This window comes from Billgrantia montanilacus (genome assembly GCF_003336675.1).
Taxonomy (GTDB): domain Bacteria; phylum Pseudomonadota; class Gammaproteobacteria; order Pseudomonadales; family Halomonadaceae; genus Halomonas; species Halomonas montanilacus.
This window is the reverse complement of sequence record NZ_QPII01000001.1, coordinates 384,224-398,779: the sequence shown is the minus strand read 5'-3', so window position 1 is coordinate 398,779 and position 14,556 is coordinate 384,224. Positions and strand designations below refer to the sequence as shown.

Here is a 14,556-nt window from a genome sequence, read left to right as displayed (position 1 = left end):
AAATGTCGCCGGCTGGCGACCCTCGTCAGCGGCGGTGGTACTCCACGAAACTGTAGGCGGGCTGGCCTTCGGCGGGCTGGCCGGGCACACGCTGCACCTCCTCCCACTGTCCGTCATCCAACTCGGGAAAGCGGGCATCCCCCTCCACTTCGACATCCACTTCGGTGAGGTAGAGCCGGCTGGCAAAGGGTAGCGCCTGGACATAGATTTCGCCGCCGCCCATCACCATGATCTCCTCGCAGCCATCGATGGTCGCCTGCTGGTCGGCCAGGAACAGCGCCGACTCGAGGTCGTGGCAAACCCGCACGCCATCGTGGCGGAAGGTTTCGTCCCGGGTGACCACGATATTGAGCCGCCCGGGCAAGGGCCGCCCGATCGACTCGAAGGTCTTGCGCCCCATGACCAGGGGCTTGGCCTGGGTCATTCGCTTGAAGAACTTGAGGTCCTCCGGCAGGTACCACGGCAGCTTGTTCTCCACGCCTATCACCCGGTTGCGGGAGAGCGCAGCGATCATCGCCACCGGCACCAGCGTCTCATCATTCATACCGCCACCTCGGCCTTGATATGGGGATGGGGGTCATAGCCTTCGATGGCGATATGCTCGAAGCGGAAGTCGAACAGGTCGTCGACGCCCGGTGCCAGCGCCAGCCGCGGTGCCGCCCGCGGCGTACGCGAAAGCTGCAGTTCGGCCTGCTCGAGGTGATTGCGATAAAGATGAGCGTCGCCCAGGGTATGGACGAAGTCACCGGGCTCCAGCCCCGTGACCTGAGCGATCATCTGCGTCAGCAGCGCGTAGCTGGCGATATTGAAGGGCACTCCCAGAAAGATGTCGGCGCTGCGCTGATAGAGCTGGCAGGAGAGACGTCCATTCGCCACATGAAACTGGAACAGGCAGTGACAGGGCGGCAGCGCCATCTCGTCGACCAGCGCCGGGTTCCAGGCCGACACGATCAGTCGCCGTGAGCCGGGGTTGGTGCGAATCTGGTCGAGCAGCGTGACGATCTGGTCGACATGGCCGCCACGCGGGTCGGGCCAGCTACGCCATTGATAGCCATAGACCGGGCCCAGATCACCGTTCTCGTCTGCCCACTCATCCCAGATACGCACTCCATTCTCCTGCAGATAGGCGATGTTGGTGTCGCCACGCAGGAACCACAGCAGCTCGTGGATGATCGAGCGCAGGTGCAGCTTCTTGGTGGTCACCAGGGGAAAGCCACGCGACAGGTCGAAGCGCATCTGGTGACCGAAAACCGAGCGGGTGCCCACTCCGGTGCGATCGTCGCGCTCCACACCCTGTTCGAGCACCAACCGCATCAGGTCCAGATAGGGTTTTTCGAGCGGGGGCTGCTCGAGTGGCGTTTGCTCGAGCGCAGGCTGGATAGTGTCGTCAGGCATCGTTGGCGAACTCTGCATGGGGTTTTTGCATGGAATAATCGATAGGCCGAGAGTCTACCTTTCTCACAGGCTCGCGTCCTATTCCGGCCGAGTATCACTTCGTGACACCTGGTCCACCGGCTGGTGGCGCGACCAGACGATCAACACGATGCCGAAGGCAATCATCGGCAGCGTCAACAGCATGCCCATGGTGAACCAGTCGAAGGCGAGATAGCCGATATGGGAATCCGGCAGGCGGAAGAGCTCGACCAGGAAACGGAACATGCCGTAGAGCAGCAGGAACAGCCCCGAAACCAGGCCTCGGCGCTGCGGCAGCGCAGAGACCCACCACAATACCGCGAACAGGACAGCCCCTTCCAGAATGGCCTCGTAGAGGGCCGTGGGGTGGCGCGGCTGAGGGCCCATGCCGGGAAACGGCATGCCCCAGGGCAGCTCGGTGACCCGCCCCGGCAGTTCGCGATTGATGAAGTTGCCGATCCGCCCTGCCCCCAGACCGATGGGTACCATGGGGGCGAAGAAGTCGGTCAGCGTGAAGAAGGCCATTCGCTTCCTGCGCGCAAACCAGAGTGCCGCCAGCAGTACCCCGATCAGCCCACCATGGAAGCTCATGCCGCCATCCCACAGGCGAAACACCCACAGCGGATCGGCCAGCCATTGGCCCATGCCATAGAACAGGGCATAGCCAAGGCGACCGCCGACCACCACGCCGATAGCGGCATAGAAGAGAAGGTCGCCGACGTCGTCCCGGGTCAGGCCGACGCGCTCGGCTCGCAGGCGCCCCAGCCACCATGCGCCGACAAAGCCGATCACGTACATCAGGCCATACCAGTGGACCTGAAAAGGACCCAGCGAGATGGCAACCGGATCGATGTCGGGGTAGTTCACAACCGTTACCTCAAAGCAGATGTGTCCAGAATCATGGGGTAGCGGCTTCCCCGAACGCGTCGGGACGCCAGTAGCGCAGCAGGTCGACCAAGGCTCGGGGGCCATAGGGCTTTGCCAGGTAGTCGTCCATGCCGGCCTCGCGGAAGCGACGCCGGTCCTCCTCGTTGGCATTGGCGGTAAGGGCAACCAGCACGCTGCGAGAGCCCTCCGGATCGCTAGCCTCCAGTTCACGCCATCGCCGAGTCGCTTCAATGCCGTCCATGTCCGGCATGTAAATATCCATCAGCACCAGGTCGTAGGGCTGCCCCTGCCGTTGCTCCAGCGCTTCCTGGCCGCTGGCAACGCAGTTGACCTCGAACCCCTGCCCTTCCAGCACCTGACTGGCGAGCATTCGGTTGACCGGCCCGTCATCGACGATGAGGATACGCAACGGCAGAGCCGGGGCGGACACCAGCAAACCATCGGATGATTCCTGGCCGATACCGTCACCGGCAAGGCTCTTCACCAGCAGGGCGACATCTGCCAGGCGCTCGCGCAGCTCGGGGAAATTACCTGGCACGGGGTCACAGTCGGCGCATTTCATTTCATCAGCAAGATCGGACAACAGCGGCTCCAGCTCACGCTGGAGCAGGGTCAGATAGCGGGACTTGAGCCGCGAGTCTTCCCGAGCCCGCTCGCGGGCGGCAACCAGTCCCCCGAGCTGCGGCAATCGATCATGGCGGTCGCCGAAAAGCAGCAACCGATAGTCCCGGGCCTCGAAGCGCTCCACCTCCAGCTGCCGCCAGCGATTTTCAGCATCGAGCACCTGCACTTCGCTGGGCTTGTCGTCACTCTCAGATGCACTGCGTAACCGACTTTCGGAACTCTCACCCTCGAGCACCTCGGCGCGCTCCCCAAGCAACTGTTCCATGGCCAGGTTCGCGCCGACAATGCGTTCCTGATAGAGCAGCAGCGCCGGACGCGACACCGACATCAGCATGCCTGCCAGGTCGGGCGCCTGACTCAAGCGAGCATGCAACTGTGCCACGCGGGCCTGGAGCTTCTCCACTCGCGAGGGTGGCGAGTCACTGAAAGCCACGGGAAGTGCCGGAGAAACGAGCCAGCTCGGCAGAATCTGGTCAGCCTCGAGCAGCAGCCGCTCCATGCGCTGCAGCCCATCCTCCATCCGGGCTTCGCACTCACGCAGTCGGTGACGCAACTGCAGCAGGAAGGCTGCCGTGGTCAGTGTGGTACCGGCCAGCAGCGTCAACAGCAGCCAGCCGGACGCCGCCCAGGAGGTGGGGTCGGGTGTGGCCAGCCAGAGAAAGAGCCCGACCGCCAGACAGAGCAGCACCAACAGCAGCTGTGCCAGCAGAAGTGGCCAGAGCAGCGGCCAGACAAGATGCGACCAGAGGCGATCCTTGTGGGTAGCGGGGGGCATTCTCATCCCTGTGGTAACGCATTGATCATTCAAGTGTACGCCGACCGGCTACGGGTGTCATGACGGCACATTCCTGGTGGCCCGCTAGCGCGCAAGCGCCACGCACTCCTCATCTTCACCGTGAAAGGTGCCGCCGGGACCGAAGCGGCGCTCCCCTATACGAATGGAGGCACACTCGGCGTCCCACTCCAGCCAGCTCATGGCCCGGGTGCCATACTGCTCGCCAATGATGAAGGGGGCCGAGAGCAGGCGCTCGAGCTCCAGGCTGATACCGGTATCGGGCAACTGGTCGTCATGGGCGCGTTCCTCATCGGCCATGGCCGACAGGGCGTCGTCGGGCCACCGGTTGCGGCGCAGTGCCTCGACCACCCCTTGGCGCGCCTTGATCAGCTTGGGCCAGGGCGTATTCAGCCCGGCATTTGAGAGCCCATGGACGCCGGGCGATACCTCGTCGAGTATCAGTCGATCACGCCCGCGATGCAGATGCCAGAGCCGGCCCATCTCGCCGGCCAACAGATTGAAGCCGGCATAGCGCCAGCCGTCTCCGTCGGCGAGTGTCCGCAGCCAATCGGCGAGATCGGCGCACTCCAGCGACTCGCGCACCAGATGGCCACGACTGGGGGCATCGGCGGCAACCTTGAGTGCGGGGTCACGCACGTTGGTGACGGCAGCGAAGCGGCCGCGTCGGTGCACCGCCAGCCAGCTGCCGCCTGCCTCCAGGTCGCGTCCACCGATGATATCCGGCGCCTCCGCCCAAGCACCCAGGGGCGCCGAAGGACGCTGATAGAACTCGTCGCGATTGGCAACCAGTCGCAGAGGAAAACGGCTGCCCGGGCGATAGTCAAAGGCAATCAGGCACATGGGGCGTTTTTAGTCCCTTGGTGGCAGCAGATGCGCCAGCTGCCATTCGTTGAGCCGCGCAAAGAGGTGGCTCCGCACCGCTCCAGGGGTATTCAGGGCCAGGGTCTCCTGCACCAGGTCTTGTGCCGCTTTCAACGAAACTCGGCGAATGGCCGCGCGGACACGAGGCAGGCTGGGGGCGTTCATCGATAGCGCGTCGAAACCCATCCCCATCAGCAGCAGTGCGCCCGCCGGGTCGCCGGCCAGCTCGCCACACACCGAGATCGGCTTTCTGAGTCTGCCTGACTCCTCCGCCAGCCGGGACATGGCTGACAGCACCGCCGGATGGCAGGCATCGTAGAGGTCGGCGACTCTGGGGTTGTTGCGATCCACGGCCAGCAGATATTGGGTCAGGTCGTTGCTTCCCACCGAGAAGAAGTCGGCGCGCTCCGCCAGGGCATCAAGCTGATAGAGCGTTGCCGGCACCTCCAGCATCACCCCGACCAGCGGGCGCTTCGCCGATACCCCCTCCTCGCCCAGCTCGCGAATGGCCCGGTCCAGCAGCTTCAGGGCGTCGTCGACCTCGACGACATTGGTCACCATCGGCAGCAGTACCTGCAGGTTGTCGAGCCCGCAGGAGGCGCGCAGCATCGCGCGCAACTGCACCATGAGCACTTCGGGATGGTCGAGGGTCACACGGATGCCGCGCCAGCCTAGGAAGGGGTTGGCCTCCTCGATAGGGAAGTAGGGCAGGTCCTTGTCACCACCGATATCGAGGGTGCGCATGACCACCGGCAGCGGCGAGAAGCTTTCCAGTTGATCGCGATAGAGCCGGGCCTGCTCCTGCTCGCCGGGAAAGCGTTCGGCAATCATGAACGGCACTTCCGTGCGATACAGGCCGACACCGCTGATCCGCTTCTTCAGCGATACCGCCATATCGATGGCCAGACCGGTATTGACCATCAGAGGCATGAGATGGCCATCGGGGGTCTCGCTGGGCAGGTCCTGCTCGTGCTCCAGCACCTCGGTCAGCGCTTCTTCCTCGGCAATCAGGCTGCGGTAGCGGCTTTCCAGCTCTTCCGAAGGGCGCACGAATAAGCGACCGCGATGCCCATCCAGCACCACCCTGGCACCGGAGAGGCGCGGCAGGGGAAGGTCGACCATGCCGAGTACGGTGGGAATGCCCATGGCCCGGGCAATAATGGCAACGTGAGAGGTGCTGGAGCCACGCACGGAAACCAGCCCGGTGAGACGCTCCCGCGGCACCTCACCCAGCGTGGCAACGCTGATTTCGTCGCCCACCAGGATGGTGCTCTCGGGAAAGGTATCGGGAATCTGAGGCGTCTCTTCCTGGAGATGGGCGAGTACGCGGCGCCCCAGATCGCGCACATCAGCCGCGCGCTCTCTGAGATAGTCGTCGTCGACACGCTCCAGGTACTGGACGTGTCGGCGCACCACATCAGCCAACGCACCCGGCGCCCACTGCCCTTCGCGAATGCGCTTCTCGACCTCCTGGGAGAGAGCCGCCTCGCTGAGCATCTGCTGATAGACTTCGAACAGTGCCAGTTCCTGGGCAGAAATCCGATTGGCCAGGCGTTCCCCCGCGGCCTTGATCTCCTCACGGACACGCCCGATAGCCACGCGGAGGCGGCTTATCTCGTGCTCGACATCGGTAGGCACCAGGTCCGGCACGCTGTTCAGGTCCGCCGGCGGGGCGATGACCACGACCTCGCCGATGGCCATGCCTGGCGATGCAGCAACCCCGGTGAACAGTGCCTGCCCACCCGGCAGGCTCGGCCGTGTCAGGCTGCCGGTGGCCAGGGCATGGGCCAGCACGCCGGCCAGCTGCGCACCCATGGTGATGAGAAAGGCTTCGTCTTCCTCATCGTAGCGGCGCTTTTCGCTCTGCTGTACCACCAACACGCCAAGCATGCGGCGCTGATGGATGATGGGCACCCCGAGGAAGCTCGAATAGCGCTCCTCGCCGGTCGCTTCGAAGTAGCGGAAACGGGGGTGCGCCGGTGCATCCTCGAGATTGAGCGGCTCCTCCCGCTCCGCCACCAGCCCCACCAGGCCTTCCCCCACGCGCAGGCTGACCCGCCCCACGGCGCGGCTGTGGAGACCGATGGTCTCCATCAAAACCAGCTCTTCGATGTCAGGGTCGTAGAGGTAAAAGGAGCACACATCGGTGTGCATGGCCTTTCGAATACGACGCACCATGGTGGCCAGGGCTGCATCCAGGTTGCGTGCCCCGTTCACTTCCTGGATGACCCGTCGCAGAACCTCGAGCATCGGCGTCTTGCTTTCCATTGTTCTCATCTCCCGCCTAGCTGAGGAAATCGATGCGAAAAAGTGCCATCGACACCATCGAAGCGACCAGGCCGACCCCGGCTTGACGCCTCTTATGCATCAGCGCCCCTCCAGCGCCAGCCGCTGAGCCCGGGGCGACAGCTCCCTCAAGGCACGGCGGTAGACCTCACGCTTGAAGGGCACCACCTGGCCCAATGGATACCAATAGCTGACCCAGCGCCAGCCATCGAACTCGGGCTTCACCGAGCGATCCATGCAAATACGGCTTTCCTGGCAGCGTATTCGCAGCAGGAACCATTTCTGTTTCTGGCCGATACAGACCGGCCTGGAATGCATGCGAACCATGCGTCGCGGCAGGCGATAGCGCAGCCATCCCCGGGTGCAGGCAAGCAGTTCGACGTCATCGGCAGTCAGGCCGATTTCCTCTTCCAGCTCGCGATAGAGGGCCTGTTGCGGTGTTTCGGTTGCCTTGATGCCTCCCTGGGGAAACTGCCACGCATTCTGTCCTACCCGACGCGCCCAGAGCAGCTGCCCCTGGCCGTTGGCGATGATGATGCCAACATTGGGGCGAAAGCCGTCAGCGTCGATCACGGACGTCACCTTGTGAATTCATCATTGATAGCCATTCTTCCACAATGCCGTGAAGCGCATCAATACAACAAAGCGGCACCCCCTACCGAGACAAGCACACAGGGAGAGGAAAGCGCCGCCATTCGTGGCTTAGCACCGACGTCAAATGTCTGCCATAATCGCGGGCTTTTACCGAAAGCAGCCCTTTATCCACCGCTGCGTTACATTCAACAAGCAAAAGAGGTAAGCCGTGAGTCTGGCCATCTTCGACCTGGACAACACCCTGCTGTCCATCGACAGCGACCATGCCTGGGGCGAGTTCCTGCTGGAACAGGGCGCCGTGGACCCGGAAGCCTACCGGGAAGCCAATGATCGCTTCATGGCCGACTATGACGCCGGAACGCTGGATATCCATGCGTTTCTCGCGGTGGCACTGCAACCACTGGTGAACAATAGCCCAGAACAGCTCGCCGCCTGGCACCAGCAGTTCATGGCCAGCAAGATCGAGCCGCACATCCTGGCCAAGGGCGAGGAACTGGTCGCCCGGCATCGCACCCGGGGCGACACCCTGCTGATCGTCACCGCCACCAACCGCTTTATCACCGGCCCCATTGCCGAACGCCTGGGGATCGATCATTTGATCGCCGTGGAACCGGAGGTGGTCGACGGGCGCTATACCGGTAAGGTGAGCGGCACGCCCAGCTATAGAGAAGGCAAGGTGAAACGACTGGAGGAGTGGCTGGCCGACAAGGACCTGACCCTGGACGGCTCCTGGTTCTACAGCGATTCTCACAACGACCTGCCACTACTGGAGCTTGTCGACCACCCGGTTGCCGTCGACCCGGACGACACCCTGCGCGAAGTCGCCGAGCAGAAAGGCTGGCGGATCATCAGCCTGCGGGATTGACGTTCGCTCGCATTGACGGTGGCCTTCACCGGGGCGCCTTCCGACGCCAGTCGCGATGCAAAGTCGGAGCGCCGAACCGAGCGCTCCAACAGCTGATTTTTCCTGCCATAGCAGGCAATTACCACCCTGTCGGAGGTAGCTTTAGCTCGCGACCGCGGTGTTGCCCAGCGCTGGCGATAACCACTGACGTTGCGACCTCCGCCGAGGCGCCTGCCGGCGCCAGTCGCGATGCAAAGTCGGAGCGCCGAACCGAGCGCTCCAACAGCGACTCTTTCCACCGACGGTGCTACACCGCTGTTGGAGGAAGCTTCAGCTCACGACTGGAGGCTGAAGGCCTCCCGGCGGTGCCACCCAGCGCTGGCGATAACCACCAACGTTGCAGCCTCCGCCGAGGCGCCTGCAGGCGCCAGTCGCGATGCGGAGTCGGAACGCCGAACCGAGCGCTCCAACAGCGACTCTTTCCACCAACAGTGCAACATCGCTGTTGGAGGTAGCTTTAGCTCCGGTCCGACGCCTCGGCGACTGGAGGCCGAAGGCCTCCCGGCGGTGCAGCCCAACACCAACAAAAAACGCCCCGACGAGACATCTCGTCGGGGCGTTGTCATGCGGCTATCTAAGCGATCAGCCCAGCAGGTGCTCGACGGCGGCGCGCTCTTCACGCAGCTCGTCTTCGGTCGCCTTCATGCGGCCACGGCTGAAGTCGTCGACCTCGAGACCCTGGACGATCTCGTAGTCGCCGTTCTGGCAGCGCACCGGATAGGAGTAGATGATGCCCTTCTCGATGCCATAGCTGCCATCGGAGGGAATCGCCATGCTAACCACGCCGTCGGCACCCAGCGCCCAGTCGCGCATGTGGTCGATGGCGGAGGAAGCGGCAGAAGCTGCGGAAGAGGCACCGCGCGCCTTGATGATCGCCGCGCCGCGCTGCTGCACGTCGGGGATGAAGGTGTTCTCGTACCAGTCGCGCTCGACCAGGTCGAAAGCGGCCTTGCCGTCCACCTTGCAGTGGGCCAGGTCCGGGTACTGAGTTGCGCTGTGGTTGCCCCAGATGATCATGTTCTCGACATCGGTGACGCGCTTGCCGGTCTTCTGGGCCAGCTGGGTCAGGGCCCGGTTGTGGTCCAGACGCGTCATGGCGGTGAACTGGCGCGGGCTGAGGTCCGGCGCGTTGCAGGAGGCGATCAGGGCGTTGGTGTTGGCGGGATTACCCACCACCAGGACACGCACATTGCGGCTGGCGTTGTCGTTCAGCGCCTTGCCCTGTACGGAGAAGATCGCCGCGTTGGCTTCGAGCAGGTCCTTGCGCTCCATGCCCGGGCCGCGCGGACGGGCACCGACCAGCAGGGCGAAGTCGGCATCCTTGAATGCGACATTGGGATCGTCGGTGGCGACGATGTCCTGCACCAGCGGGAAGGCGCAATCGTTCACTTCCATCACCACGCCGTTCAGGGCATCCATGGCCGGTGCGATCTCGAGCAGCTGGAGAATGACGGGCTGATCCGGGCCCAGCATGTCGCCAGCCGCGATACGGAAGATAAGGGAGTAGCTGATCTGGCCAGCGCCGCCGGTAATGGCAATACGTACGGGATCTTTCATCATTGCTCCTTCGGATTGGTCGCCGTGAGGATGAGCCGGTCGGCATGACTGCCGCCCTGGCTCGGATTCGGAACGCGGTGAATGTTATGCCTGCAGTGCACAAAACTCAATCCGACCTCCGGCTAGGCGATCGGCTGGCCGTCTCGTAAATAATAGCGAACCGTTCGCTGTGGAAGGCTTCCATTTCGATGAATGATTGCAAAAAATAGGCGCCTTGAGGGGTATTACCGGGTTCTATAACGAAACAGATTGAATGAAATTGGCCCAAAGAGTGGTTTTTGCAGTAGATTGAGGCGATTCATCTAGCACTCCTTGCGCCAGGCTGCCGCAATGCGCACTCGCCGCTCACGCCAAACCATGGAAGGTCGCATGCCCAGACGTCCTCCGCTTTCCTATCTGCTGGCCACCGCCCTGCTGCTGGTGCTGTTGCTGTGGTTGGCATTCGGCGACATGCAGCGCTTCCAGACGTCGGCGCCACCGGCCGACCCGGCCAAGGAAGAGACCCCACCCCGTGTCGAGTACCGTCTCAGCCAGGCGGCGCCCCACGCACCGCACTTGGTCGCCCAGGGCCAATTGGTTGCTGCCCGGGAGGTGGAACTCCGCAGCCGCCAGGCCGGGCGAGTCTCGGGGCTGCCGGCCTCCCTGGGTTCCAGCGTGGAAGCGGGGGAGACTCTGCTGGTCCTGTCGACAGATGCCCTGGAGGCACAGCTGGCCAGGGCCGAAGACCAGCTCACCCTGGCCCGTGCCGAACTGAGTGGTGCCGAGGACCTGCGTCGGCGCGAACTGATCTCCCGGCCCGAGTACCTGAGGCTGCAGAGCAGCGTCAGCGTGGCTGCAGCCGACGTGGCCGAACTGCGCCACGCCCTGGACGAGACGCGCCCTGCCGCCCCCTTCAGTGGCGTACTCGACCGGTTGGACGTGGAGCTCGGCGACGTGCTGCAGGCTGGCGAAACCTACGGTCGGCTGATCGACGACCGCCAGCTCATCGCCAGCGCCTGGGTTTCCCAGCGCGACGCCCTGACCCTCGAACCCGGCCTGCCCGTGGAGGTGCACCTGCTGGACGGCACCACCCTACCCGGCGAGCTGACCCATGTGGCCAGCCGTGCCGACGAGGCCACCCGCTCCTACTATATCGAGGCGAGCCTCGACAATCCGGAGCGTCGTCGCATCGCTGGTGCCAGCGCCAGCCTGACCCTCACCCTGCCGGAGCGCGACGTGCACCGCTTCTCTCCCGCACTGCTCGAGCTGGACGAGGAGGGCCGGCTGCGCGTGAAGCATCTGGACGATGACGACAGGGTCGTGACCACTCGCGTCAGCCTGGTGGAGACCGACACCCGGGAGGTGCGCGTTACCGGCCTACCCGATACGGTACGCCTGATCACCCTGGGCGGCGGGTTCGTCACGGAGGGCGAAGGTGTCACGGCGGTGCCTTCCGAGCAGGACGAGGCGGCACGGGAGACCCCCTGACCATGCGTACCCTGATCGAAGCCGCGCTGGAACGATCGCGGACCACCCTGCTGATATTGGCTGCACTGCTGTTGGCCGGGGCCGCTGCCTGGCAGGCGGTGCCCAAGGAAGCCAATCCCGATATCGCGATCCCCATCATCTACGTCTCACTTTCCCTGGAGGGGGTCAGTCCGGAGGACGGCGAACGACTGTTGGTTCGCCCCATGGAGCAGGAGCTGCGCACCATCGAGGGGGTCAGCAAGATGACCGCCCAGTCCAGCGAAGGCCACGCCGCCGTGACCCTGGAGTTCGATGCCGGCTTCGACCCTCGCCAGGCGCTGGCCGACGTCCGCGAAAAGGTCGATATCGCCAACGCCGAACTGCCCGATGAGGCCGATGAACCCCGGGTCTTCGAAGTCAACGTGGGGCTCTTCCCGGTCCTGACCCTGGGCATGTCCGGCCCCCTGGAAGAAGTCCAGCGCCTCGCCATCGCACGCCGCCTGCAGGATGCCATGGAGGGCATTCCCGAGGTTCTCGAGGTGGATATCGGCGGCGAGCGCGAGGAGATGCTGGAGATCGTGCTCGACCCCCTGGTGCTCGACAGCTACGGCGTCGACTTCGATGATCTCTTCAGCCTGATCAGCCGCAACAACCGGCTGGTGGCGGCAGGCAGCCTGGACACCGGCGCCGGGCGCGCCCCGATCAAGGTACCGGGGGTAATCGCATCGCTGGAAGACGTCATGGGCATGCCGGTCAAGGTCGACGGCGACCGGGTCGTGACCTTCGCGGATGTCGCCTGGATCTACCCCTCCTTCAAGGATCCCGAAGGATTCGCACGTATCGACGACGAGCCTGCCCTGGTCCTTGAAATCTCCAAGCGCGCCGGTGCCAACCTGATTGCCACCATCGCCAGCGTGCGCGAGGTACTGGCTGACGCCGCACCGCTGCTGCCCGACGAACTCGCCATCACGACCATCATGGACCAGTCCGACACCGTCGAGCAGATGCTCTCGGAACTGCTCAACAACGTGTTAACCGCCGTCGTGCTGGTCCTGGTGGTCATCCTCGCCGCCATGGGGCTGCGCTCGGCGCTGATGGTGGGGCTGACCATTCCCGGCGCCTTCCTCACCGGCATCCTGCTGATCTGGGCAATCGGCTACACCCTCAACATCGTGGTGCTGTTTGCCTTGATCCTGGTCGCCGGCATGCTGGTGGACGGGGCCATCGTGGTCAGCGAACTGGCCGACCGCAACCTGCGCGAGGGGCAGCTTCCCCGCGACGCCTGGGTCAACGCCGCCTCACGCATGAGCTGGCCGGTGATAGCCGCCACCGCCACCACCCTTGCCGTCTTCATGCCGCTGCTGTTCTGGCCGGGCGTGGTGGGTGAGTTCATGAAATATCTGCCGGCCACGGTGATACTCTGCCTGCTCGCTTCCCTCGCCATGGCGCTTATCTTCCTGCCCACCCTGGGAGGCTTGTTCAGCGCACGCACGGCCCGGCCCAGCCATGGCGACGAACTGATCACCGCCGGTGGACACCTCTACCGTGCCGTACTGGCCCGGCTGCTCGCCTGGCCCGGCATGACACTGGTGATTGCCCTGCTGCTGATGGCGCTGATCTTCACCGGCTATGGCCGCTTCAATCACGGCGTGGAATTCTTCCCCGCCGTCGAACCCGACAATGCCCAGGTGGTGATCCGCTCCCGGGGGGATTTTTCCACCTGGGAGAAAGATGCCATCGTGCGCCGCGTGGAGGCTCGCCTGGCGGGCATGAGCGAGGTGCAGGCGCTCTATGCTCGCTCCTACGGCATTCCCGACGAACAGATCGGCAACGACGTGATCGGCGTGGTGCAGTTCCAGTTGATCGACTGGCATCAGCGCCGTCCCGCCCGCCTGGTAATGGACGAGATGGCCGAGCGCACGGCAGACCTGCCCGGCGTCGTCCTGGAGTTTCGCGAGCAGGAAGAAGGGCCCGGTGCCGGCAAGCCCATCGTGCTCGAGATCAGCGCCGAGGAGCCCGCCGATGGCGATGCCGCCGTGACCCACATCCGCAGCGCAATGGAAGGTCTGGGAGGCTTTCGCGACGTCGAGGACAATCGCAGCCTGCCCGGCATCGAATGGCGCCTGAACGTCGACCGCGAGGCCGCCGCCCGCCTGGGCACCGACGTGGCGGCCGTCGGCAGCGCCGTGCAGCTCATCACTACCGGCCTGCAGGTCGCCAGCTATCGACCGGCACACGCCCCGGATGAAGTCGATATCCGGGTCCGCCTGCCCCACGCCTCACGCACCCTGGACCAGCTGGATAGACTGACGCTGAATACCCTGCGAGGCCAGATTCCCGTCTCGCACTTCGCCAGCCTGGAACCGTCGCCCAAGGTGGGCACCCTTCACCGGATCGATGGGCGCAGGGCCGTTACCCTGGAAGCGGACGTGGAGGACGGCTATCAGCCAGACGAGCGGTTACGGGCACTGATGGAGGCGGTTGACCTCTCCGCCCTGCCCGACAGCGTGCAGGTCAACGTGGCCGGCGAACAGGAAGAGCAGGAGGAGGCCAGCCGCTTTCTGATTACCGCCTTCCTGGTGGCGATCGGGCTGATGGCCCTCATCCTCGTGACCCAGTTCAACAGCCTCTACCAGGCTGCGCTGGTACTGTCGGCCATCGTGTTCTCGACGGCCGGCGTACTGATGGGCCTGCTCATCAACGGGCAGCCCTTTGGCATCGTCATGGTCGGCATGGGGATCATCGCCCTGGCGGGCATCGTGGTGAACAACAATATCGTGCTGATCGACACCTACAACCAGCTGCGCGGGGAAGGGCTTGCCCCCGTCGAGGCAGCCCTGGAAGCGGGTGGACTTCGTCTGCGCCCGGTGCTGCTCACCGCCGTTACCACGGTGCTCGGGCTGATGCCCATGGTGCTGGGGGTAAACGTCAACCTGTTCGCCCCGAGCCTGGGGTTCGGCGCACCTTCGACCCAGTGGTGGACCCAGCTCTCCAGCGCCATCGCCGGGGGCCTGATATTCGCCACCGGGCTGACGCTGCTGCTCACCCCCTGCATGCTGATGCTGGGGCAGAGCCGGCGCAACAGGACAACGCACGCCGCAAAAGCCGACTTGAATCCTGACGACCCTGGAGAACCTGACGGGCAACCATGAAAAACGCCCCGGGCAGTCTATGGCCCAGGGCGCAT

Annotated in this window: 11 protein-coding genes; 3 read left to right on the top strand and 8 right to left on the bottom strand. The window is 64.3% G+C overall.

From position 1 onward, the window contains the following. Window positions 1-25 precede the first annotated feature (25 nt). The 7 genes from DU505_RS01845 to DU505_RS01815 form a co-directional block, all read right to left on the bottom strand. Complete coding sequence (locus DU505_RS01845; protein ID WP_114477284.1) at window positions 26-544, bottom strand: dihydrofolate reductase; 519 nt, start codon at window positions 542-544, stop codon at window positions 26-28. Next, window positions 541-1,395 (bottom strand): thymidylate synthase, encoded by an 855-nt coding sequence (locus DU505_RS01840; RefSeq protein WP_114477283.1) that lies wholly within the window; start codon window positions 1,393-1,395, stop codon window positions 541-543. Before DU505_RS01840 ends, DU505_RS01845 begins: the two co-directional genes overlap by 4 nt. Window positions 1,396-1,473: 78 nt before the next feature. Beyond that, window positions 1,474-2,280, bottom strand: coding sequence for a prolipoprotein diacylglyceryl transferase (gene lgt / locus DU505_RS01835; RefSeq protein WP_245947736.1), 807 nt, complete (start codon window positions 2,278-2,280; stop codon window positions 1,474-1,476). Between the two features lie 31 nt (window positions 2,281-2,311). Beyond that, complete coding sequence (locus tag DU505_RS01830) at window positions 2,312-3,700, bottom strand: response regulator (protein WP_181872700.1); 1,389 nt, start codon at window positions 3,698-3,700, stop codon at window positions 2,312-2,314. 84 nt (window positions 3,701-3,784) lie between these two features. Next, complete coding sequence (locus DU505_RS01825; protein ID WP_114477280.1) at window positions 3,785-4,561, bottom strand: NRDE family protein; 777 nt, start codon at window positions 4,559-4,561, stop codon at window positions 3,785-3,787. Between the two features lie 9 nt (window positions 4,562-4,570). Continuing rightward, window positions 4,571-6,832: a phosphoenolpyruvate--protein phosphotransferase gene (gene ptsP, locus DU505_RS01820; protein WP_114477457.1), complete on the bottom strand. Its 2,262-nt coding sequence runs from the start codon at window positions 6,830-6,832 to the stop codon at window positions 4,571-4,573. 117 nt (window positions 6,833-6,949) lie between these two features. After that, on the bottom strand, window positions 6,950-7,441 hold the full coding sequence (locus tag DU505_RS01815) for an RNA pyrophosphohydrolase (RefSeq protein ID WP_114477279.1): 492 nt from the start codon (window positions 7,439-7,441) through the stop codon (window positions 6,950-6,952). Between the two features lie 229 nt (window positions 7,442-7,670). Here DU505_RS01815 and DU505_RS01810 point away from each other — a divergent pair, with 229 nt between their 5' ends. Next, entirely contained in the window at window positions 7,671-8,327 is a 657-nt protein-coding gene (locus DU505_RS01810; RefSeq protein ID WP_114477278.1) for a histidinol-phosphatase, read from the top strand. A gap of 621 nt (window positions 8,328-8,948) precedes the next feature. Here DU505_RS01810 and DU505_RS01805 read toward each other — a convergent pair. Further along, window positions 8,949-9,923, bottom strand: coding sequence for a malate dehydrogenase (locus DU505_RS01805; RefSeq protein WP_114477277.1), 975 nt, complete (start codon window positions 9,921-9,923; stop codon window positions 8,949-8,951). Window positions 9,924-10,292: 369 nt separating this feature from the next. On the opposite strand from DU505_RS01805, the gene DU505_RS01800 reads away from it, so the two are divergent. Beyond that, window positions 10,293-11,390 carry an efflux RND transporter periplasmic adaptor subunit gene (locus tag DU505_RS01800; protein ID WP_114477276.1) on the top strand — a complete coding sequence of 366 codons (1,098 nt, stop codon included), beginning with the start codon at window positions 10,293-10,295 and terminating at the stop codon, window positions 11,388-11,390. A gap of 2 nt (window positions 11,391-11,392) precedes the next feature. After that, entirely contained in the window at window positions 11,393-14,521 is a 3,129-nt protein-coding gene (locus DU505_RS01795; protein ID WP_114477275.1) for an efflux RND transporter permease subunit, read from the top strand. The last annotated feature ends 35 nt before the right edge of the window (window positions 14,522-14,556 follow it).